This window comes from Chryseobacterium sp. (assembly GCF_008014695.1).
In the GTDB taxonomy this organism is placed as follows: domain Bacteria; phylum Bacteroidota; class Bacteroidia; order Flavobacteriales; family Weeksellaceae; genus Kaistella.
Map to the genome: position 1 here is coordinate 218,297 of NZ_VOXE01000004.1, position 20,932 is coordinate 239,228.

The 20,932-nt window shown below is 39.9% G+C and carries 21 protein-coding genes; 5 read left to right on the forward strand and 16 right to left on the reverse strand.

Annotated features, from left to right (window positions below):
• Positions 1 to 5: 5 nt before the first annotated feature.
• From FUA25_RS11980 to FUA25_RS12040, 13 genes are all read right to left on the reverse strand, one after another.
• Positions 6 to 1,322 (reverse strand): FAD-binding oxidoreductase, encoded by a 1,317-nt coding sequence (locus tag FUA25_RS11980; RefSeq protein ID WP_147757382.1) that lies wholly within the window; start codon positions 1,320 to 1,322, stop codon positions 6 to 8.
• Entirely contained in the window at positions 1,322 to 2,206 is an 885-nt protein-coding gene (locus tag FUA25_RS11985) for a decaprenyl-phosphate phosphoribosyltransferase (protein ID WP_147757157.1), read from the reverse strand. Before FUA25_RS11985 ends, FUA25_RS11980 begins: the two co-directional genes overlap by 1 nt.
• Positions 2,207 to 2,328: 122 nt before the next feature.
• On the reverse strand, positions 2,329 to 3,018 hold the full coding sequence (locus FUA25_RS11990) for an OmpA family protein (RefSeq protein ID WP_147757158.1): 690 nt from the start codon (positions 3,016 to 3,018) through the stop codon (positions 2,329 to 2,331).
• 22 nt (positions 3,019 to 3,040) lie between these two features.
• Positions 3,041 to 3,520 (reverse strand): lipocalin family protein, encoded by a 480-nt coding sequence (locus FUA25_RS11995; RefSeq protein ID WP_147757159.1) that lies wholly within the window; start codon positions 3,518 to 3,520, stop codon positions 3,041 to 3,043.
• A 107-nt stretch (positions 3,521 to 3,627) separates the two neighbouring features.
• Positions 3,628 to 5,319 carry a S8 family serine peptidase gene (locus tag FUA25_RS12000; protein ID WP_147757160.1) on the reverse strand — a complete coding sequence of 564 codons (1,692 nt, stop codon included), beginning with the start codon at positions 5,317 to 5,319 and terminating at the stop codon, positions 3,628 to 3,630.
• A gap of 9 nt (positions 5,320 to 5,328) precedes the next feature.
• A complete protein-coding gene (locus FUA25_RS12005) occupies positions 5,329 to 5,940 on the reverse strand; it encodes a WbqC family protein (protein ID WP_147757161.1) in 612 nt (203 codons plus the stop codon).
• Positions 5,941 to 5,984: 44 nt separating this feature from the next.
• Positions 5,985 to 7,634 carry a signal peptidase I gene (gene lepB / locus FUA25_RS12010; protein WP_147757162.1) on the reverse strand — a complete coding sequence of 550 codons (1,650 nt, stop codon included), beginning with the start codon at positions 7,632 to 7,634 and terminating at the stop codon, positions 5,985 to 5,987.
• 99 nt (positions 7,635 to 7,733) lie between these two features.
• Positions 7,734 to 8,441: a 4-hydroxy-tetrahydrodipicolinate reductase gene (gene dapB, locus FUA25_RS12015; protein WP_147757163.1), complete on the reverse strand. Its 708-nt coding sequence runs from the start codon at positions 8,439 to 8,441 to the stop codon at positions 7,734 to 7,736.
• Positions 8,442 to 8,447: 6 nt separating this feature from the next.
• A complete protein-coding gene (locus FUA25_RS12020) occupies positions 8,448 to 9,077 on the reverse strand; it encodes a DUF5683 domain-containing protein (protein ID WP_147757164.1) in 630 nt (209 codons plus the stop codon).
• The gene (locus FUA25_RS12025; protein ID WP_147757165.1) at positions 9,074 to 9,964 is read right to left on the reverse strand and encodes a ParB/RepB/Spo0J family partition protein; all 891 of its coding nucleotides are present in this window, start codon (positions 9,962 to 9,964) and stop codon (positions 9,074 to 9,076) included. The genes FUA25_RS12020 and FUA25_RS12025 overlap by 4 nt, the downstream gene beginning before the upstream one ends.
• A 38-nt stretch (positions 9,965 to 10,002) precedes the next feature.
• Positions 10,003 to 10,776, reverse strand: a complete 774-nt coding sequence (locus tag FUA25_RS12030) for a ParA family protein (RefSeq protein ID WP_147757166.1) — start codon at positions 10,774 to 10,776, stop codon at positions 10,003 to 10,005.
• A gap of 159 nt (positions 10,777 to 10,935) precedes the next feature.
• Positions 10,936 to 11,763, reverse strand: coding sequence for an energy transducer TonB (locus FUA25_RS12035; RefSeq protein ID WP_147757167.1), 828 nt, complete (start codon positions 11,761 to 11,763; stop codon positions 10,936 to 10,938).
• A 213-nt stretch (positions 11,764 to 11,976) separates the two neighbouring features.
• The gene (locus tag FUA25_RS12040; protein ID WP_147757168.1) at positions 11,977 to 13,263 is read right to left on the reverse strand and encodes an adenylosuccinate synthase; all 1,287 of its coding nucleotides are present in this window, start codon (positions 13,261 to 13,263) and stop codon (positions 11,977 to 11,979) included.
• A 172-nt stretch (positions 13,264 to 13,435) separates the two neighbouring features.
• Between FUA25_RS12040 and FUA25_RS12045 the strand changes: the two genes are divergently transcribed.
• The 5 genes from FUA25_RS12045 to FUA25_RS12065 all read left to right on the forward strand — a co-directional run bounded on the left by FUA25_RS12045 (position 13,436) and on the right by FUA25_RS12065 (position 17,773).
• The gene (locus FUA25_RS12045) at positions 13,436 to 13,990 is read left to right on the forward strand and encodes a phosphoribosyltransferase (protein ID WP_147757169.1); all 555 of its coding nucleotides are present in this window, start codon (positions 13,436 to 13,438) and stop codon (positions 13,988 to 13,990) included.
• Between the two features lie 92 nt (positions 13,991 to 14,082).
• On the forward strand, positions 14,083 to 14,661 hold the full coding sequence (locus FUA25_RS12050; protein WP_147757170.1) for an adenylate kinase: 579 nt from the start codon (positions 14,083 to 14,085) through the stop codon (positions 14,659 to 14,661).
• Between the two features lie 104 nt (positions 14,662 to 14,765).
• Entirely contained in the window at positions 14,766 to 15,749 is a 984-nt protein-coding gene (gene obgE / locus FUA25_RS12055) for a GTPase ObgE (RefSeq protein WP_147757171.1), read from the forward strand.
• 78 nt (positions 15,750 to 15,827) lie between these two features.
• Positions 15,828 to 16,313 (forward strand): DUF6438 domain-containing protein, encoded by a 486-nt coding sequence (locus tag FUA25_RS12060; protein ID WP_147757172.1) that lies wholly within the window; start codon positions 15,828 to 15,830, stop codon positions 16,311 to 16,313.
• A 206-nt stretch (positions 16,314 to 16,519) separates the two neighbouring features.
• Entirely contained in the window at positions 16,520 to 17,773 is a 1,254-nt protein-coding gene (locus tag FUA25_RS12065) for a DEAD/DEAH box helicase (protein ID WP_147757383.1), read from the forward strand.
• A 42-nt stretch (positions 17,774 to 17,815) separates the two neighbouring features.
• Here FUA25_RS12065 and FUA25_RS12070 read toward each other — a convergent pair whose 3' ends face one another.
• The 3 genes from FUA25_RS12070 to FUA25_RS12080 all read right to left on the reverse strand — a co-directional run bounded on the left by FUA25_RS12070 (position 17,816) and on the right by FUA25_RS12080 (position 20,873).
• On the reverse strand, positions 17,816 to 18,967 hold the full coding sequence (locus tag FUA25_RS12070) for a hypothetical protein (protein WP_147757173.1): 1,152 nt from the start codon (positions 18,965 to 18,967) through the stop codon (positions 17,816 to 17,818).
• A gap of 168 nt (positions 18,968 to 19,135) precedes the next feature.
• Positions 19,136 to 19,900, reverse strand: coding sequence for a TatD family hydrolase (locus FUA25_RS12075; RefSeq protein WP_147757174.1), 765 nt, complete (start codon positions 19,898 to 19,900; stop codon positions 19,136 to 19,138).
• Positions 19,901 to 19,919: 19 nt separating this feature from the next.
• Positions 19,920 to 20,873: a GSCFA domain-containing protein gene (locus FUA25_RS12080; RefSeq protein ID WP_147757175.1), complete on the reverse strand. Its 954-nt coding sequence runs from the start codon at positions 20,871 to 20,873 to the stop codon at positions 19,920 to 19,922.
• Between the last annotated feature and the right edge of the window lie 59 nt (positions 20,874 to 20,932).

The window sequence follows — 20,932 nt, forward strand, 5'->3', positions numbered from 1 at the left end:
GAAAATTAACTGTTACTGATGATTCTTTTGTGCTGAAGTGAAACAAATTTCGGATTCTGAACGTTTTTGAGATAATCGGTGAGGCTTGATTTACTCATGCTGTCTTTGGCAAGATAAATCCGTCCACCGTAATCCTCAACAATCTCATCCAGTCGGGAGACGAGTTTTTTTAATTTCGGATTCACTTTAAAATCCAGCGCCAAGGTATACCCTTCGATCGGAAAGGAGTTGTAAGCTTCCGGATTATTTTTCCCGAAAAGCTTGAGCACTGCCAGAAAAGATCCGTTTCCGCTGTCGGCAATGGTTTCCAGAATCTTCTTTAAACCTTCTTTTCCATTTTCCTTCGGTATCACGAACTGATACTGAATAAAACCATTCTTACCGTACATTCGGTTCCAGTCGTTCACGATATCCAGCGGATAAAAAAACGTTTCGTAGTTTACGTAATCTGCAACTTTATTTTTACGGTGGTGATTGAAATACAGAAAATTAAAAAATTTTACGGTGATATTATTCAAAATAAAACCAGGCAGATAGAACGGAACCGACGGTGTTGATTTTTCTTTCAGCCTTAACGGATTTTCCTGAAGTTTTGGTGGCAACTGATGACGGAATGCATGTTCACCCCTCATCATAACACTTCTACCGAGGTTTTTGCCTTTCTGAAGACAGTCGATCCAGGCTACATTATACGTCCAGCTTTCACTTTCGTCAAAAAGTCTGAAAATCTCATCAATATTTTCTGCTTTGATGATTTCCTGACGGATATAAGCCGTTTCAATGTTTTTGAGTTTGAATTTCGCTGAGAGGATGATTCCCGTCAGGCCCATTCCACCGACGGTTGCCCAGAATTTTTCTGAATTTTCTGTTCGGGAACACGTAATAACTTCCCCATTTTCATTCAGAAGTGAAAATTCTAAAACGGATTCAGAGAAACAACCTTCGGAATGATGGTTTTTGCCGTGAACATCAGCTGCAATGGCACCTCCTAAGGTAATGAATTTCGTTCCCGGTGTCACGAAAAGAAAATAACCCTGAGGAACACAGATTTCCAGAATTTCTGAAAGAAGCACACCAGATTCACATTCAATGATGCCGTTTAAACGGTCGAAACTGATGAATTTGTTAAGCCTGATTGTTGAAAAAATATGTTCACCGAGCGCTGCATCACCGTAACACCGACCGTTACCGCGGGCAATGACCTCGTTATTGTTTTTAATAAATTCCCGGATACGAGATAACGAATCCATCGATCTGACCTCCTTCTCTACCACCGGAAAATTTCCCCAATTCGCTATTTTTCTGATAAAATTTGGCTTCATCATTTAAAATAGATTTGGAGTAAAAAAACGACGAGCCACAAGAGCAGCGTAATTTGAATATAGTGATCGCGGTAAAGTATTTTGGTGGGTGATTCGGTCCTGTTGTAAACCAATGTCTGCTGAAGGTATCTTAGAAAAGCATAGACCACAAAAATTACGGTATAAAATATCGTGGGATGGAAGCGCTGCTGAACTTCAGGCGACAGGGTAAACATAAGATAACAGACAATTGCCAAAGTACAGCTGATCGACAGGGCAATATCTGCAAACTGAACATTGTAACCGTCCAGCGCTTTTCTCGTTCTTCCGGTAACCTGAGCATTGATGAGTTCTCCCCTTCTTTTCCCGATCGCCAGAACCAGCGCCAGAACAAAGGTCAGCAGAATGGCCCACTGAGAAACCAGAATTCCGGTAATCGCTCCACCTGCCAATACCCGCAGCACAAAACCTGATGCAATAATGAAAACATCGATAATGGCTACATGTTTCAGCTTAAAAGTATAAGCAATGTTCATTAAAAAATAAAAGGCGATTACTGAACTGAATTCCAAAACATTCTGGTGAAAGTAGGCTGAACTGAAATAGATGAGCATGAGAACGGCTGCAACACATGCCGTAAAAATTGCCGCTGCAGTTTTCTTTGAAACGGAGCCACTCGCAAGCGGCCTTTTTCTTTTTTCGGGGTGTTTGCGGTCAGACTCAATATCCGAATAATCATTGATGATATACACGGAACTTGCGGCCAGGCAAAAAATCACAAAAGCAAATAAACTTTTGATCAATAAACCGGTGTTGGTAACGTTTCCAGAGAAAAATAAAGGCAAAAAAACAAAAAAGTTCTTTACCCACTGTTCCACCCGCAGGAGTTTTAAGTATTTCAGCATTAATATTGAGGAGTGAAAAGCAAAAATACATATTTTTTACTTAAATTTTCCCTGATTTCCCAGTCTTTGAAATAAAAAAAACCGCCGAAGCGGTTTTTAAAAATATTGATGTGTATAATGGTTTACTGACCGTCCTGTGCATCCTTGATCATTTCTGCACCAGCGGTGATGGCAAATTCCACCCTTCTGTTCTCAGCTCTTCCAGCATCAGTGTCATTAGAAGCTACGGGTTCTTTTTCGCCCATCCCCATTGTAATCATTCTGCTTGAGGCAACGCCTTTTGAAATCAGGTAAGTTTTAACTGCAGCAGCTCTCCTGTCGGAAAGGGAAAGATTGTATTCATCTGTACCTTTGCTGTCGGTATGGCCATAAATGTTGATATCCGTGTCAGGATTGTTAATTAAAACCTGAGCAAGTTTATCAAGATTTGTTTTGGCGGTTTGAGTCAAATTTGAAGAATCGAATGCAAAGTTCACCATATTTTCTTTCATGGTTACTCGGATTCCTTCACCAACTCTTTCCACTTCAGCTCCAGGCAAAGTATTTTTAATTTCTTTGGCCTGTTTGTCCATCTTGTTTCCGATTACATTACCTACCACACCTCCAAGGACACCGCCTAAAACGGCTCCAGCCGGCGCATTTTTACCTTTACCGATATTGTTTCCGAGTACACCACCCAGTACAGCTCCAGCTGCAGCACCGATCACGGTTCCTTTCTGTTGGTTGTTTGCGTTCTGTACCGACTCACAGCCAGTAAAAAGCAATCCTGTTGATAAAAATAAGGCTGCTATATAAGTTTTATTGAATTTCATCTTCTTAATTTTTTAATATTAATTATTGTGCTGCTGTTCTCGCGAAGTTATAAACTACATTCACCATTTGTCCTTCGAAAGGAACACTTTGCTGTAAACTGAACTGATCTGTAGACTGATTAAGCAAAGTCATCATATATCCATCCGGATTGGCTTTTGCCTTTGTTCCTTCTACAATTTTTTTGAATAAAAATGTATTACCATCTTTTACCTCGAATTTCACGGGCTGGGTAAGACTCGGACAGTCTCCACCACCTTTCAGCGTATAAGCTCCCGAATAGTTATTCGGAATTAGTCTCCAGTGGCTTCCTACAAAACAGTTGACATCTGCACCTTCGTCAAAAGGCTTTATTTTATAACTCTTGTCATAATTTACACTTGTAATTTCCCAATCGCCTTTCATCTTTAAAAATTCGGCCCGGTTAGACTGTGCTGTTTTTGCAGTGGAACAGGAAACAGTTAAAGCAGCTCCTAAAATTCCTGTCAGTAATAAATTTTTCATCGTAATAAAATTATTTAATTTGTTATGAACAAAAAACCGTGCCAAGATGAACTCAGACACAAAAAAAGCCCGGATAAACCGGACTTTCGTGTATTCAAGTTAAAATTTTACATTTTTATTTTTTTTCTTGCCTTGTCAGCTTTTTTCGCAGACATTGGTTTATAAAAATTGGTAAAAGCATATTCGGCTGCCTTTCTCAAATCAATAACTCCGCCAGCTTCCGAAATCAAGTCGAAACGGTTGTTTTCATTGGAACCAATCATTGCATTAACTGTTGATTTGTTTGAGGTCTTCACCAAAGATTCAATAACCTCAGCCGGAGTCAGGTTCGGCATATAAGCCAAAAGAACTGATGCCGCGCCAGCTACAACCGGTGCAGCCATTGAGGTACCCTGAAGATATTCGTATTTGCCATCCGGAACAGTAGAGTAAATTTTTTCTCCCGGTGCGAAAACGTTTACCATTTTCTGATTATAGTTGGAGAAGTCTGCTCTCAGCATTTCATTGTTGTTGGTACTTGCGCCCACTACTATCATATTTGAAACGAATGGTTTAGCATCAGTAACATTTTTGAAATTCGTCGGATAATATACATTTTCAGAAATATTTTCGTTTTCGTTACCTGCAGCTTTCACCAAAAGCACACCGTTATCCTGCGCGTATTTAAAGGCATCCCAAACTACATTTTTCCCCGGAGAAACCGGTTTTCCAAAACTCATATTCAGAATTTTCGCTCCGTTATCCACTGCATATCTGATGGCGTTAGCCACGTCTTTATCTCTTTCGTCACCATCCGGAACAGCTCTCACCGTCATGATTTTTGCAGTTTTATATCCTACACCGTACTGAACTTCAGTTCCTTGTGGCAATCCCGCGATAATTCCTGCAACGTGGGTTCCGTGTTTTGCATCAGCGCCTTCGTAGTGGTTGTTTCCGTAAGATTTTTCTGAATAGTTGTCGTAATTGTCGCCAACGATACTGGCTCTCGGATCAAAATCCAGGTTGTACTGTTTTGTAGCCTGGGGTCCAAAATAATCTAAAGCTTCTTTCATCTGAGCGTCCAGAAATTTCTGCACTTCAGCCGGTGATTTTCCTGCCAATGATGGATCTGCGGAGATCTGCGTCAGTACACTAACTGCCATTGCCTGTTCCTGATTGGCAGGCTTAATAGCCGCTACCGCCTCCGGAGTCAGGTTTTTTCCATTGAGCAAAGCCACCATCGAAGGAATCATCTTCTGAATTCTGGAATAGGTTTCGTACCCTTGTTTCGCTTCCATGCTTTTTTTGGTGAAGATTTCCTTTGCCTTCATGTACATCGCAAATTCTTCGGGCATTTTTGCCTGATTTGCTTTGTTCACAGTTGAATCGGCACCTTCAAAAACCGACTGGTATTTTTTTACCACTCGCGTTACCTCCATATTGTCTACATCGATGTCACCGCTTTTACCGCCGATGAAATTCCAGCCGTGGATATCATCAACATATCCGTTATTGTCATCGTCTTTTCCGTTATTGGGAACTTCATTGGGGTTTTTCCACATATTTTTAATCAATCCCGGATGATCCACTTCCACTCCGCTGTCTAAAACACCAACAATTACTGTTTTTGGTTTTAGTCCTTTGGATTCAAGGTATTTATAGGCATTCTGGGTATTAACTCCGTATACATTAGCCGAGGAAAAGTCTTTATGATACCACGTCATCAGATCTTTGTCCATCATTGGATCCAAAGGTGCTGCTGTTTGTGCAAAAGAAGCAAAGCCCGTCATAAAGCAAGCTGCAATCAGTATTTTTTTCATCTTAAAAATTTATTTTGTTTGAATATTTCTTAAATAAGTCGAAGATTCAGGACCTTTGTTACAGATAAGGTCCAAAATTGACAGGTCTTTTTCGAAACCCATCTTATCGCTGAAGGTTTGATAATATTCTTCCATGTTAAATTCCGAAGGTTTTTTTGCTGAAAAAAAGTCCCTGTAATTTTCTTCTAGGGGCGTTTTTGAGAATTCAGTATTCAAAGAAAATGTTTTTTCTGTTTTCAGAATTTCTAGAATAATTTTGAGTGCATTCAGGTTAAATTCCGTCAAAGAATTGGTTTTAAAGGTAAAAATTCCCTCCAGCCGGTCTTCGTAAAACTCAAAATACGGGGAACTCTGGTACGCCGTTTTTATGGATTTCCAGTGGATTTTCAGCCAGTTTTCGCGATGCGACATTTCAATTTCCTTCATTACCCTCTTTCCGTTATGGTTGATGGGAATGATCAGCGAAAGTCTTCCGTTTGCGCCGTAGATTACGGTTCGGTTCCTGTAAGTCTGTTTCGGGAAATTTTCATACTGTTCAATAATTGCTTCGGTTTCGTCGTTTAAAAAAACAGCGAACCACGAAACCGGCGGCAGGTAAAACAGAGGTAATAAAATCTTCATTGTTTATATATAAAGAAAAGACGCGATTAACGCGTCTTTAAAAATTAATCTTCTTTTTCTTTTTTTCTGAAAAGCTTCACGAAATAATCCCATCCGAAAAACAAAACCAGAAGGCCTGCGGCAATCCACCAGTAAGAGGTTTTGTTGGCTTCTCCCGTATTTGTGGCTTTAAACATGCGGTCCCAGCGAACTTTAAACGGAGCCTGATAAGAGGAGCCTGAATCCTTAAATGCTCCCTGTAAACTCATCCAGGTAAACATAGGGCTTCCGACAATGTTTTCTTCCGGAACAAATCCGAAAAATCTGGCATCCAAAGAAGCATCGCGGTTATCGCCGATCATCATATAATAATCCTGTTTAATCGTGTACTTGTCAGCTTCCTGACCGTTTATAAATATTTTACCGTCTCTGTTTTCAAGTTTATTATGTTCGTACTCAGAAATGATCCAACGGTAAGCAGGCAAAGTTTCCTGGTTCAATGATACCACATCGCCTTTTTTAGGTATTCTGAGCGGACCGTACCAATCTGGATTCCAGCTTTTGTTCACTGGAAAAATAGATTCGGTGCTATCCACATTTTTGGTATAAGCCGTGCGGTCTGCATTTAATTTATAGGAAACAGCTGCAGAATCCTTTGGCCAAATGTGCTCCTGCATATCAATCACCTGTGGAAGTGCTTTAATTTCATTCGCCGTTTCATCCGTTAAACCCTGAAAATCATAGATAAAACCTTTATCATCCTGCTTTTCCTGAACCGGAAGAAAACCGTACTTTTCATAAAGCGCAGGAATATCCAGCGGTTTTCCGGTATACACGACATATTTGTGTTGCTCGTACTGATCTCCAAGAATCGTTTCCGGTTTTCCGTTTACGTAAAGTCTTCCTGCTTTAAATTCCAGCACATCACCAGCAACAGCGACACATCTTTTTACATAAGGATCTTTTCTGTCGATAGCCGTATGCACAGAATCCTGAGGATAATTAAATACTACAATATCATTCTTCTCCGGTTTGTTGAACTGCAGAATTCTCCAGTAAGGAAGTTTCACGGCATCCACATATGATTTTGGATCATCTTTCGGGTTGCCCTTCTGACCGGTATCCATAATCGTTCCCTGCAAAAAAGGAATTGCAACGGGACGCATCGGCAATCTGTAACCGTAACTCCATTTGTTCACAAAAAGAAAATCACCCACCAATAGCGTTCTTTCCATAGACCCGGTAGGAATCCCGAAAGGTTGGGTTAAAAAAACATGGATCACCGTGGCAAAAACCACTGCAAAAGTGATGGAACCGATAAATGTTTCTTTCTTTTTTGCATTTTTTTCCTCTTCGGTTAAATACAGATCGTCTTCGCTATAAATTTCAGGGTCTTTTGAATAGTTGACAAAACCCATATAAATAAAAGGAAGAATTACGGTAAGTAGTTTCTGCATAAAAGTCGTCTTTCCGAAATGCTTCATCAGAAAAAGATGAAAAACCGACATCATAATCGGGCCCACAATCGGAAGATAGGCCAAAGCGATCCACCATTTCGGATGATTTGTCGCTTTCTGGATCAGATAATAATTATAAAACGGGATAAAAGCAAAAGCCGGACTGTAACCCATTTTTTTGAAGAGCTTCCACGTTGAAATTCCCATCAGAACTGAGAGAATAAGAACGTAGACAGTATAAGTAAGTAAATAATTCATTGTTTGGTTTTGACAAATTTAAGAATAAGGTTGATTAGTTTATTTTAAATGAAATTTGTTACAGATTATGACGCCTTGAAAGCCAATTGTTTTAGTTTTTTATAATGTTTTGAAAAGCAAATCCTTCATGGAAAAATTGCCCTTTTTCCCCAGAATCCACTCTGCAGCAATTACTGCGCCCACAGCGAAACCGTCGCGGCTAAATGCAGTGTGTTTGATTTCGATTTCATCTACTTCACTCCGGTAGAAAACACTGTGCGTACCGGGAACTTCATCTTCACGGATGGCGAAAATTCCCAGTTGGTTGTCTTCGGTTTCTTCCAGTTTCCAGGCGTCATAACGAGAATCGTTATTAATAATTCCTTCGGCCAGAGAAATGGCAGTGCCGCTCGGAGCATCTTTTTTGTGGGTATGGTGAATTTCCTCCAGCTGAACCTGATATTCAGAAAAATCCTTCATCAAATCAGCCAGTTTCTCATTCAAAGCAAAGAAAAGATTCACCCCAAGACTGAAATTTGAACCGTATAAAAAAGCGGTCTGGTTTTCGGAAGCGATTTTTTCGATCTCGTTTTTTCCCGCGAGCCATCCTGTGGTTCCACAGATTACGGGAATTTTATTTTCGAGGCAGGTTTTAATATTTCTGAACGCAACATCAGGATTCGAAAATTCGATGACGACATCAGGACTGTTCAGATTTTCTGAATCTGGGGTGTCATTGAGCCTCGCAACAATTTCATGACCTCTTGCCGTGGCAATCCTGTCGATGATTTTGCCCATTTTCCCATATCCTACCAATGCTATTCTCATAATTTTTTAAAAACTGTAATTGAGGCTGATTCCGGCTTTTGCAAGCTGAGTTCCCTGGTTATCGTAAATTAAAGTGGGCCTCAAGGCCAGATCAGGATCTTTTCTTCCTTCATAAAGGTGTGCATCTACAACCGCATCAACAATTCCCAGGATATAAACCAACCCGGTGATTGCAATTGCATAATCGCGCTGTCTTTTGGCCTGATCCTGAATGTTTCCCAGCGCTACCTTGTCAATCCAAGGTTTATCTGAAAATTCATGGGGAATCCCATTCAGTTCTGCCACAAAAGCATTGCGGTATCTTTTATACTGTCTGTCGTTCCAGACAATAAATCCTACGCCTGTGCCGATCGCACCCAAAACAATGGGAACTTTCCAGTATCTTTTGTTATACACCTGTCCCAATCCGGGTAAAACAGCAGAATAAAGACCCGCTTTTGTCGGGCTGAATTTTGGTTTCTGAGGAGCAGAATTAGCCAGTTCAATATCGGTAATAATTGCTGCTTCAGATTTTGAAACCGTTGCTGAGATGGAATCTGTTGGGCGGTTTTCGACGCGGATTGTGTCATTCGGACTGATCTGCGAATAAAAACTCTGTGTAAAGTAAAGGAAAACGAACAGCAGTAATTTTCTCATAATTTGAAATGTGAAAGAATTTTCTCGAGTTCCTCTTCATCTTTAAAATCCAGTACAATTTTCCCCTTTTTGCTGTTAGCAGCCGTTTTAATCTCCACTTTCACTTCCAGAATATCGGTCAGGTTTTTTGCGGCTTTTTTATAGCTGTTAGGCAAGCTTGCCTGAATTTTTTTATTTGGTGTTTTCGGGTTTTTTAAAAGAATGGATTCCGCTTCTGCCTGACGGACACTTAAACTGTTTTTTAGAATTTTATCAAAGAGAAGGTTCTGCATTTCTGCATTTTCCAGGCTGATGATTGCACGGCCGTGTCCGGCGGATATTTCACCGCTTCGGATGGCATTCTGAACATCAGGATTCAGTCTCAGCAAACGGATTGAATTCGTAATCGTACTTCTTTCCTTTCCGACCCTCTGGCTCAGATTTTCCTGAGTCATTCCTATTTCTTCAAGTAATCTTTGGTACGTCAGGGCAATTTCAATGGCATCAAGGTCTTCACGTTGAATATTTTCGACCAAAGCCATTTCCAGAAGTTCCTGATCATTCACGAGACGGATGTAAGCAGGGACAGTTTCCAAACCGGCAATTTTACTCGCGCGAAAACGTCTTTCACCGGAAATGATCTCGAATTTACTTCCGTCTTTTCTCAAAGTAATCGGCTGGATTACTCCAAGATTTTTTATGGACTGCGCCAAATCGCTCAGCGCTTTTTCATCAAAATAAGTTCTGGGCTGGGTTGCATTCGGATAAATATCTTCCAGAGAAACCTCTACGATATTTCCTACGTATTTATCTGCGCCTTCATCGGTCGCTGAGTTGACGGATGCCTTGGATTCTGCACTTAAAATTGCGCCCAAACCGCGGCCCATTGCTCTTTTTTTGTCTTTCATGCTATGCTTTCGGCTTCTGCATTACTGCAATCCGCTCTTTAATTTTTAACTAAATTTTCGTTTTTCAGCAAAACCTCTTCCGCCAGCTGAAGGTATTGGATGGCGCCTTTACTTTCGGCATCATAATTTAAAATGCTCTCTCCAAAACTTGGCGCTTCGCTTAAGCGGACATTTCTGCTGATAATGGTTTCGAAAACCATTTCCGGGAAATGCGAATTCACTTCTTCCACGACCTGATTTGAAAGGCGAAGACGAGAGTCGTACATCGTGAGAAGCAGCCCTTCGATATCCAGATTTTTATTGTGAATTTTCTGCACGTTTTTTACAGTGTTGAGGAGTTTTCCCAAACCTTCGAGTGCAAAATATTCACACTGAATAGGAATAATCACCGAATCCGCGGCTGTTAAAGCATTGATCGTGATCAAACCCAAACTCGGAGCACAGTCGATGATGATATAATCATAATTTTTTCTGATCGATTTTAACGCTTCTTTCAGCATGTATTCCCGGTTTGCGCGGTCAACCAACTCAATTTCAGCAGCAACCAGATCAATATGAGACGGGATAATGTCCAGATTGGGCGAAGAAGTTTTTTGGATGCATTTTGCGGCATCAGCACTGTGCTCCAAAAGATTATAGGTAGAAAAGTTAGACTGTTCGATGCCCAAACCCGATGTTGCATTCGCCTGCGGATCAGCATCAATAAGCAAAATCTTTTTTTCCAGAACTCCCAGTGCGGCAGCCAGATTTACGGCAGTTGTTGTTTTACCGACCCCACCTTTCTGATTTGCTACACCTATAACTTTAGCCATTATTTTATTTTATAGTCCAAAAATACACTTTTTTATCATTTTCGGATGTGTGTTAATAAGTTGGTTTAAGTTAAAAAACTGTTAATGAAACGTTTATCCCTAAATAAAATTATCCACAAAAAGCTACTTTTTGTGGATAAGATCATATTTGAAGCGTATTTATTCAAATCTCATTGAAATCGGGAATTTGAAATAACTTCTTACCGGCTGTCCTTTGATTTTTGCCGGAATCCATTTTCCTTTAACAGCTTTGATCGTACGTTCAGCTTCAAGGCTAAATTCTGCATTGGCTCCGTTGGTTTTGATGCCGGAAATTGTCCCATCTTTTTCGACAATAAATGTTACCGTGGTTTTAATCACACCGCCATTTTCTTCAAAATCGGAAGTATCAAAATTTTGCATGACTTTATTTCTGAAAGCCTCGATTCCGCCACTGAAATTCGCCTGTACATCCACAATTACAGCCGGTTCATCTGAAGTTTTTGGCATATCCGCCTGTTTTCCCGGCACAACGCTTGTTACAGGCTTTTCAATTGGTTTGTAGGTGTCGTCGGGTTTCGCGCCGTCTGCGTTTGCAGTTCCGATACTGGCATCCTTGAGTTCATCTTTTGAGGGCGCAGGAACTTCGGGTTTTGTCAGATTTTTAGTTGGTGTCGGTAATGTACTAACCACGGTTTTCTCCATTGGTGCCGGTGCGGGAGGAGAAGGTTTAACAATTTCCCTTTCAATTTTGGGAGGATCTGCGATGTTTCTAAAAATATGCCCCTCTGTAGGTGCAGGTTCGGGAACAGCTATATCAGTATGAGAATTTGCGATCAACGGAATCACAGAAACCGCCGCAAAAAATGCAACTCCAATAATAAGCGCTTTTTTTAAGGTGCTTGATTCTTCGGTTCTTAAGACATATGCGCCGTACTGTTTATTCCGGTTGGCAAAAACCACTTCATTGAACTTTATCTCTCGGGTATCGGTCAGAAAATTTTTCATTGTGAAGATTTTAAAGTTTAATATTCAAATTACACAGTTTATACACTTAAACCGTAATTGATAAACTTTTATCAAATAACGAACCATTTTCTTACCTATTTTTAAATAAAACTATTCTATTCATAACAATGTGAAAATTCTAAACCTTTTCGACAAAAAACCATGCTCTTCAGCATGGTTTCAATTGATATTTTTCCGAAAACAATTCTATTGTTAAAACAATTCTTTTCTGATGATGTTCTGGCTTCTCTCCGGGCCTACTGATACCAGATAAACGTTGATGCCTAGATAACTTTCGATGAACTCAATGTATTTTTTAGCGTTTGCAGGAAGTTCGTCGTAGGTTCTGGCTTTCGTAATATCTTCATCCCAACCTTCCAGTTCTTCATAAATCGGTTCGTAGTTGTACAGTTTTGTAGTTGAAGAAGTAAAATAATCGATAATTTTCCCGTCTTCTGTCTTGTATTTAGTAGCAATTTTAAGCGATGAAATTCCGGAAAGCACATCCAGTTTGGTAATAACGAGATTATTGATCCCGTTAATCATTGTTGCATGTTTCAGCGACAAAAGATCCAGCCAGCCTGTTCTTCTCGGTCTTCCGGTAGTCGCACCGAATTCGTGGCCAATCTGACGGATTTTCTCGCCTAAATCATCATGAAGTTCCGTAGGAAATGGACCATTACCAACTCTTGTCGTGTATGCTTTTGCAACACCGATGAGATTCTGAAGACTTGTCGGCGGAACTCCAGCTCCGGTACAAACGCCGCCTGTTGTTGGCGAAGAGGAAGTAACATATGGATAAGTTCCGAAATCGATATCCAGCATTAAAGCCTGCGCTCCTTCGAAAAGTACATTTTTACCGTCTTTTATGGCCTGATTAAGTTCCACTTCGGTATCTACAATGCGGTCTTTTAATTTTTCGCCGATTTCAATAAATTCATTGTAAATCTCGTCGATATCAAGTGTTGGTTTCCCAAAATATTTTTCGAATAGACTGTTTTTGGTTTTGAGGTTTTTTTCAATTTTTTCGCGCAGCACTTCAGGATTCAGAAGATCTACCATTCTGATTCCAACCCGCGAAATTTTATCTTCATAACAAGGACCGATTCCTTTTTTCGTGGTACCGATCTGGGTTCCGTCTTCATCTTCCTCGCGGTAAGTATCCAATAAAATATGATATGGCATGATCACGTGTGCTCTTCTGCTGATATACACATGATCGGTTCGGAGGCCTTTTTCTTCGATCTGAGCAATTTCTTTCATGAAAGCTTTTGGATTTACCACTACTCCATTCGCAATAATGCATTTTCCTTTACACTGCAGCACTCCTGAAGGAAGAAGGTGCAGTACAAATTTTTCATCGCCTACATAAACGGTGTGACCCGCATTGTCGCCGCCCTGAAAACGCACCACATAATCCGATTTTGCCGAAAGAACATCCGTAATCTTACCCTTGCCTTCGTCGCCGTACTGAAGACCAACCACCACATAAGTTGACATATTTTACTTTTTTAATAGATTTCCACAAAAATAGTTTTAATAAAAGTTTTGGGCAAAGTTTGTGGAAAAATAATTGTGTAATTTGTAGATTTTGACGCTTTTACAAACGTTAAGTCTTTAAAACGAAATAAATTCCTCAAAAAAACTTAAATTTGCACTTTCAAATCTATCTATGGAATCCATTCACGTTCACGACAAAACATTCGTTCCTTATCTGAAGGATGCAGAAATTCAGGAAATCGTAAAAACCACCGCTTTAAAAATTTATGAAGACTATAAAGATGAGACCCCAATTTTCATTGGTGTCCTGAACGGGGTGATCATGTTTTTTTCGGACCTTCTGAAACATTATCCCGGGAAATGCGAAATCGCCTTCATTCAGATGAGTTCCTACGCGGGAACGCAGTCTACCGGCATTGTTTACCAGAAAATGGAACTGACCAAAGACGTAAAAGACCGCCATATTATTCTGGTGGAAGATATCGTGGATACGGGAAACACCGTAGAAAGCCTGTTCCAGTATTTTACAGAAACCCAGCGTCCGAAATCGGTGAGACTGGCATCTTTTCTGCTGAAACCGGATGTGTATAAGAAAAATTTCAAGCTCGATTATATCGGAAAAGAAATTCCGAACAAATTTGTCCTCGGATATGGTCTTGATTATGATGAACTGGGCAGAAATTACCGGGATCTTTATCAGCTTGAAGAAGGAAAGATCAACGATTAATACATTTGTACGGCAATACATTTGCCGGAAAATTTAAAAAGTATAACTAAAAACCGGCGGACATGCGAACTGTCGGAAGCCAACAGCAAAATATGATAAACATCGTTCTATTCGGCCCTCCGGGAAGTGGAAAAGGCACTCAGGCACAGAATTTAATTGAAAAATTCAACCTGAAACAGATTTCAACCGGTGATCTGTTCCGTTATAACATGAAAAACAATACGGAACTCGGCAAACTGGCAAAATCCTATATCGACAAAGGGGAATTGGTTCCTGATCAGGTGACTACCGACATGCTGATTGATGAAGTAAAAAAACCAACCGATACCAACGGTTTTATTTTCGACGGATATCCGAGAACAGCCAACCAGACGGAAGCACTCGAAAAAATTGTAAAAGAAGTGCTGAATGATGAGATCTCCATCTGTCTTTCATTGATTGTTGATGATGAAATTCTGGTGGAAAGACTTCTGAAGCGAGGCGAAACGAGCGGAAGGATCGATGATTCAAACGAAGAAATTATCCGCAACCGGATTAAAGAATATTATGCGAAAACCGCAGAAGTGGCCGAACTTTACAAACAACAGCACAAGTATGTTGAAGTAAACGGCGTCGGAGAAATTTCCGAAATTTCCGGAAAACTTTTTGCGGAAGTAGAAAAAATAAAATAATCGTCATTTGCGATGCAGCGCAGCTGAATGAAGCAATCCATTTTTTAAGAAAAGATGGTTTTGTGATTCGGCCCTGATTTTTTCGCAATGACAAAAACAGTTCAATGAGCAATTTCGTAGATTACGTAAAAATCCACTGTAAGAGTGGTCACGGCGGTGCAGGTTCTGCACATCTTCGCCGTGAAAAATATATTCCCAAAGGCGGTCCCGACGGCGGTGACGGCGGACGAGGCGGCCACGTGATCATGAAAGGCGATGCCCATGAATGGACACTCCTTCCTTTGCGTTTTACGCGCCACATCAAAGCGGAACGCGGCCACAACGGTCAGAAAAATCAGTTAACAGGCGGCTACGGAGAAGATGTTTACATTGAAGTACCCATTGGAACCATCGCCAGAAACGAAGAAGGTGAAATCATCGCCGAAATTCTTGAAGACGGACAGGAAATCATCCTTATGCACGGCGGAAAAGGCGGGATGGGAAACGAGCATTTCAAATCTTCCACCAACCAAACGCCGCGCTACGCGCAGCCGGGATTACCCGGAGAAGAAGGTTTCATCACTTTTGAACTGAAACTTTTGGCAGATGTTGGTTTGGTAGGATTCCCAAATGCAGGAAAATCTACACTTTTAGCAGCAGTTTCGGCAGCAAAACCTAAAATTGCAGATTATGCGTTTACGACTTTAACTCCGAATCTTGGGATTGTGGATTACCGGAATTACAAATCTTTTGTAATGGCCGATATTCCCGGAATTATCGAAGGTGCAGCAGAAGGTAAAGGGTTGGGCCACCGTTTTTTGAGGCATATTGAAAGGAATTCCATTCTACTGTTCATGATCCCTTCGGATTCCGAAGACCATTTCCAGGAATTTAAAATCCTCGAAAATGAGCTTAAAGAATACAATCCGGAACTGATGGACAAAGACTTTATTATTTCAGTTTCTAAAGCTGATTTGCTGGATGATGAACTGAAAAGGGAAATCTCAAAAGAATTTCCGGAAAACAGACAGCCGATTTACTTCTCTGCCGTTACGCAGGAAGGACTGATGGAACTGAAAGATCTGATCTGGCAAAAACTTCATGGCTAAAAAATATTAAAACAGATTTGAGATTTCAAATCTGTTTTTTTTGGAATAATAATTGAGACTGCAAATAAAAATTTAAACATGAAATACCTCTTATCCCTATTCAGCTTCGCTCTGCTGATGTCCTGCGCGACAACCAACTCGTCAAAATATTCAAAAATTCAATACGAGGCGGGTGCCTGCTTCGGGTTCTGTCCGATTTTTAAACTTACGGTAAATCCTGACCGGACTGCCGTAATTGAAGCGGAACGATTCACCTTTACAGACGGAAAATCCAAGGACGATTTTTCACGACCAAAGGAAGGAACCTTTAAAGCCACCCTTAAAGAAGCAGATTATAAAAAACTGATCAGCCTTCTGGACGGTTTAGATTTAAAAACGCTTAAGAACAACTACGGCAGTAAAAATGTAACCGACTTACCTACGGCACACCTGAACATCACTTTTAGTGACGGAAGTACCAAACATATCGAAGATTATGGAAAACGCGGAACAGAAAAGCTGGACGCGCTGTATGATTTCATCGAAAATCTTAGAAAAACCCAAACATGGAGTAAAGTAAATTAGAATAATTTTTAAAATTTAAATAAAGGGCATTTTTAATTAAAAAATGCCCTTTATTATTTTTAGTGTATCTTTGCGCCATATCCGCGGCATTCTAAGCCCTTTCGTAATTAGCTTTACTAAAAATTCTGTTTAAAATTTTTGACAGAATGCTCAAAAATGAAGAAGCAAAAAGCTTCATCCGCTCTAATTTTAACACAGAAATAATTTTGTTATTTACAGACTTAAATTTAATTAAGCCCATCCTTGATGCGCTTAAAGAGGAAGGTTATGAAAAACCAACTCCAATTCAGCAACAGGCTATTCCAAGCATTTTAGAAGGACGCGACCTGCTCGGAACCGCGCAGACCGGAACAGGGAAAACAGCTGCTTTCGCCATCCCGATTCTGCAGAATCTTACCGAAAAAAACATTCGCAATAATCAAATAAAAGCACTTATCTTGACGCCGACGCGGGAACTTGCGATCCAGATTGAAGAAAGTTTCAACGCTTACGGAAAACACCTTAAAATGCGGAATCTCGTAGTTTTTGGCGGCGTAAAACAAGGCGCTCAGGAAGCTGCGCTGAAAAAAGGTGTGGATATTCTCGTGGCTACGCCCGGAAGGCTTTTAGACTTCATTTCACAAGGCATCATCTCTCTCAAAAATCTTGAAATTTTCGTTTTGGACGAAGCTGACCGTATGCTGGACATGGGATTTGTTCACGATGTGAAGAAAATTGTAAAAATGCTTCCCGCAAAAAGACAGACTCTGTTTTTTTCCGCTACGTTCCCTGATGAAATTAAAACCCTTGCCAACACCATCCTCAACAATCCAGTAAAGGTTGCTGTTGCACCGGTTTCAGCAACTGCAGATACAATTCAGCAGAAGGTATATTTTGTTGATAAAGAGGATAAACTGGAATTGCTGACGCATATTCTTCAGAACGACATTTCAGATTCAGTTTTGGTGTTTTCAAGAACCAAACACGGTGCCGATAAAATTGCACGTAAACTCCAGTCGCACAAGATTTCTGCCGAAGCCATTCACGGAAATAAGTCCCAGAATGCAAGGCAGAACGCACTGAGCAACTTCAAATCCGGAAAAACAAGGATTCTGGTAGCGACCGACATTGCTGCAAGAGGAATTGATATTGACGAACTGAAATATGTGGTGAATTTTGAACTTTCCGACGTTTCTGAAACCTATGTTCACCGGATCGGAAGAACCGGAAGAGCCGGCGCCGAAGGAAAATCGATTTCGTTTGTAGACAGTCTGGATCTACTGAATCTGAGAGATACCGAAAAACTCATCGGCAAGAAAATTCCGGTAGAAAGGGACCATCCTTACCACACCGATAATCTGGTTGCCCAAAAAAGGGATTCGAACAACAAACCTTTTCAACAGAGGCCAAGACCTCAATCAAAGGAAAACATTGCTTCGAAAAAACCAAACAACAAGAGTAATTTCTCGAGAAACAAGTAAAATAATCAAATCCTTCTCAAATATTGAGAAGGATTTTTTCGCTTATATCTTACCGTCTTCTATATTACTTTTCAGCAAAAAGCAATAGCTTATAATACAGAAGGGCAAGGCGGCAGCTAAATAAGTTATATTCAAAAATTTAGAATCATAACCTTTTATGAGTTGCTCGAGGATATGATCACCCATAAGACAAAAAATAATAATCGCTGACAAATTGAACACCTGCTTGATATTTTTTATATAAAAGGAAAAAAAAACCGACAGCAACAGGAAAAATACAACTACAAAAATATTTGACTGGCCTTGCATTTTTAAAGGATTATGCTTCAGAATAAATTCGAAATTTTCTGCAGGCAGCAATACCGAAGCCAATAAAATCCCCGCCGTTAAAGAAAATGAAGCAATAAATTTTATTTTTTGTTTCCAAGCAGCTTCCCAAAAAGGTCTAAACAGAAATAAAATCAGCGGAATAACAACAACACTGCGTGTAAGGCATATCACTCCCAAAATAAAACCCAATAATACAGACTTTTCGAAATAATTTCCCTCAAATTTTTTATGCCACAAAAGTATAAAAACAGTAGTTATAATAAATGACGAAATAAAATCACTTTTACACACAGCTTCGTACAAAAATGACAGTGAGATTGTTAAGAGAACAATTCCGTAAAACCTGACAGTATTGTTCTTAAAGGACCAAATAATCGCACACGAAAACAATAGCAAACTTGCAACCTGTATATATCCTACATTTCCCAAAAGATAAAATCCTACTAAAAAAAGAAGCTGTCCCGGTAAATAGGAGGAAACATTGCCCATAAAATTTTTAGTGTCGTAAATATACTCTCCGTGAATCCAATAATTCAGCGAATACTCTATTGTTTGCCATCTGTCGATCTTTAACTGATAAGGATCCTTTATAATATGGCACAGAAAAATATAAAAAACTGTACTCAAAAAAAGAGTTGAGTAAACTAGCGTATTGCTAATTTTTATTTTTTTTAAAAAATAGTCATAACCTATTAAGATGAAAATCTGAGATAAAATAAACAATATTATCAGAATATAAGTCGGTATCAAATCTTGTTTTACGCCGTACTTCACTACGAAAAGCAGATTGATGATTACATACATCGAGAACATGACGTATTTCATCATCTGAGTATTTTCGATAAAATCTAAGATTTTGTTCATTATTCAAGTTTCCACTTATTAAAATAATTCCGTTGCGTTCTCAGTCGTGGTTCTTTCAATATCAGCAACATCTTTTTAAATATCCACGTTGTAAATTTGATTTGGATAAATATATTTTTCAAAAGCAACGATGGTGATCTTGTCTGCGAAGCTTACAGACTAAAAACTTCATTGTGTGAATAATTGGACAGCATTAATGGTGGTAATTCTGTCGATCTCATTGAAATCCTTACCGTAAATATTGACCAATTTTCCGACAATTAAGTCCAGATAAGCACTTTCGTTTCTTTTTCCCCGGTACGGAACCGGCGCCAGATAAGGGGAATCGGTTTCCAGAACAATTTTTTCCAATGGGATTTCATGCAGGAACTGATCAATTTTACCATTCTTAAAGGTCACCACTCCACCGATTCCGAGAAGAAAATTGAGTTCAACGGCATGTTGTGCCTGTTCCAGATTTCCTGAAAAACAATGAAAAATTCCGCGCAATTTGGGGTGTTTTTTCCTTTCCAAAACGTCGAAAACTTCATCAAAACTTTCACGCGTGTGAATGACGATCGGCACATCCCTTTCTACAGCCCAGTCGATCTGCTTTTCGAAAGCTTTCACCTGAATATCCAGAGTAGACTTGTCCCAATACAGATCAATCCCAATTTCACCGATTGCAGGAAAACTTCTTTGTTTCAGGTAATTCTCTACAATTTTCAGTTCATTTTCCCAGGTTTCAGGTTTTACATAACACGGATGGAGGCCCATCATAGCAAAAATCTGTCCCGGATAATTTTTTTCCAGATTCAGCATCTTTTCGTGCGTTTCAGAATCGATTGCCGGCAGATAAAATTTGGAAATTCCTTTAGAAACAGCCCTTTCGATCATTTCTTTGCGGTCATGGTCAAATTCTTCGGAGTATAGGTGGGTGTGGGTATCGATCATTTTTTGCCTTAGGTATATTTCAGGAAAATATTCTGTGTTTCACTTTTGTTTGCTGAAGCGCAATTCTTCCTTTTAAATTTTTGAGGAATTCCCGATAGGTTGGATGAGTTTCGTCTGAAGGTCTATGGTCGAGTGCTTTTGCAATTTTGAAGTTTTCTTCAATAAAATCCATCGTTTCATCAGAAAAATAGGCATTCCCGAATTTCTCCCAGATGTACTGAACCGCCTGGCTGTTCGGATGAATCAAATCATCCTTATAAAAGCGGTAATCCCGAAGATCATCCATTAAAATTTCATACACTGGGAGATAATGACAGTTTTCAAACTGAGGCAGGATCTCGTGGATTGCGGAAATAAGTTTGGCTTTGCTCAGGTTGTTTTCAACCATACCGTCTTTGGTATGACGAACCGGCGAAACCGTAAAAAGGATCTGAACATCCTCTTTACAGATGTCTTTCAGATTGACCACCGTTTCGTACATGGAATCGGTGAGTTCCAAATTGGTCAAAAGCCTTTTTTTGAAATATTTTGCCGGAATTTTATGGCAGTTGGCCACGAGTTTGTTTTTCGGCAGAAATTCATGAACGAAAGAAGTTCCGTACGTGATGATCACCCGGTTCGTGTTCTGAAGAAACAGATTGCCTTCTTCAATTTTTGTGTTGATTTTTTCTAAAGCCTGATGCGCGAACCGGGAACTGAACCGGGAATGGTGATCGAGCGAAATCGCTTCATCCTGATAGCTGATCAGATCATCTTCCGTGTAAAACTCCGAATGATGGAGTTTTTTAATCGCCTGATTTATTGAATACGGATTGAAAAGGGTGCCGAACGGATTGCTGAGCGTCTGGATTTGTCCGGTTTGCAGCAAATCAGTGATTTCGGAGGCAAAACAGGAACCGATTGAGAACACATGGTCCTCAATTTCAATTTTATGCGGTGATTCTGGAATTTCTACTTCGGTCCGGAATTTCATAAGATTAAGGTGGTGATGTGAGAATATGATAATGAAATGGTTCGACCAAAAACCATCTC

Coding starts and splice junctions, on each gene's coding strand:
- FUA25_RS12045 (WP_147757169.1), top strand. CDS start 13,436: ATGGAATCCATTCACGTTCACGACAAAACATTCGTTCCTTATCTGAAG.
- FUA25_RS12025 (WP_147757165.1), bottom strand. CDS start 9,964: ATGAAAGACAAAAAAAGAGCAATGGGCCGCGGTTTGGGCGCAATTTTA.
- FUA25_RS12035 (WP_147757167.1), bottom strand. CDS start 11,763: ATGAAAAATTTTCTGACCGATACCCGAGAGATAAAGTTCAATGAAGTG.
- FUA25_RS11995 (WP_147757159.1), bottom strand. CDS start 3,520: ATGAAAAATTTATTACTGACAGGAATTTTAGGAGCTGCTTTAACTGTT.
- FUA25_RS12080 (WP_147757175.1), bottom strand. CDS start 20,873: ATGAAATTCCGGACCGAAGTAGAAATTCCAGAATCACCGCATAAAATT.
- FUA25_RS11990 (WP_147757158.1), bottom strand. CDS start 3,018: ATGAAATTCAATAAAACTTATATAGCAGCCTTATTTTTATCAACAGGA.
- FUA25_RS11980 (WP_147757382.1), bottom strand. CDS start 1,322: ATGAAGCCAAATTTTATCAGAAAAATAGCGAATTGGGGAAATTTTCCG.
- FUA25_RS11985 (WP_147757157.1), bottom strand. CDS start 2,206: ATGCTGAAATACTTAAAACTCCTGCGGGTGGAACAGTGGGTAAAGAAC.
- FUA25_RS12020 (WP_147757164.1), bottom strand. CDS start 9,077: ATGAGAAAATTACTGCTGTTCGTTTTCCTTTACTTTACACAGAGTTTT.
- FUA25_RS12075 (WP_147757174.1), bottom strand. CDS start 19,900: ATGATCGATACCCACACCCACCTATACTCCGAAGAATTTGACCATGAC.
- FUA25_RS12000 (WP_147757160.1), bottom strand. CDS start 5,319: ATGAAAAAAATACTGATTGCAGCTTGCTTTATGACGGGCTTTGCTTCT.
- FUA25_RS12030 (WP_147757166.1), bottom strand. CDS start 10,776: ATGGCTAAAGTTATAGGTGTAGCAAATCAGAAAGGTGGGGTCGGTAAA.
- FUA25_RS12040 (WP_147757168.1), bottom strand. CDS start 13,263: ATGTCAACTTATGTGGTGGTTGGTCTTCAGTACGGCGACGAAGGCAAG.
- FUA25_RS12060 (WP_147757172.1), top strand. CDS start 15,828: ATGAAATACCTCTTATCCCTATTCAGCTTCGCTCTGCTGATGTCCTGC.
- lepB (WP_147757162.1), bottom strand. CDS start 7,634: ATGAATTATTTACTTACTTATACTGTCTACGTTCTTATTCTCTCAGTT.
- FUA25_RS12070 (WP_147757173.1), bottom strand. CDS start 18,967: ATGAACAAAATCTTAGATTTTATCGAAAATACTCAGATGATGAAATAC.
- FUA25_RS12005 (WP_147757161.1), bottom strand. CDS start 5,940: ATGAAGATTTTATTACCTCTGTTTTACCTGCCGCCGGTTTCGTGGTTC.
- dapB (WP_147757163.1), bottom strand. CDS start 8,441: ATGAGAATAGCATTGGTAGGATATGGGAAAATGGGCAAAATCATCGAC.
- FUA25_RS12050 (WP_147757170.1), top strand. CDS start 14,083: ATGATAAACATCGTTCTATTCGGCCCTCCGGGAAGTGGAAAAGGCACT.
- obgE (WP_147757171.1), top strand. CDS start 14,766: ATGAGCAATTTCGTAGATTACGTAAAAATCCACTGTAAGAGTGGTCAC.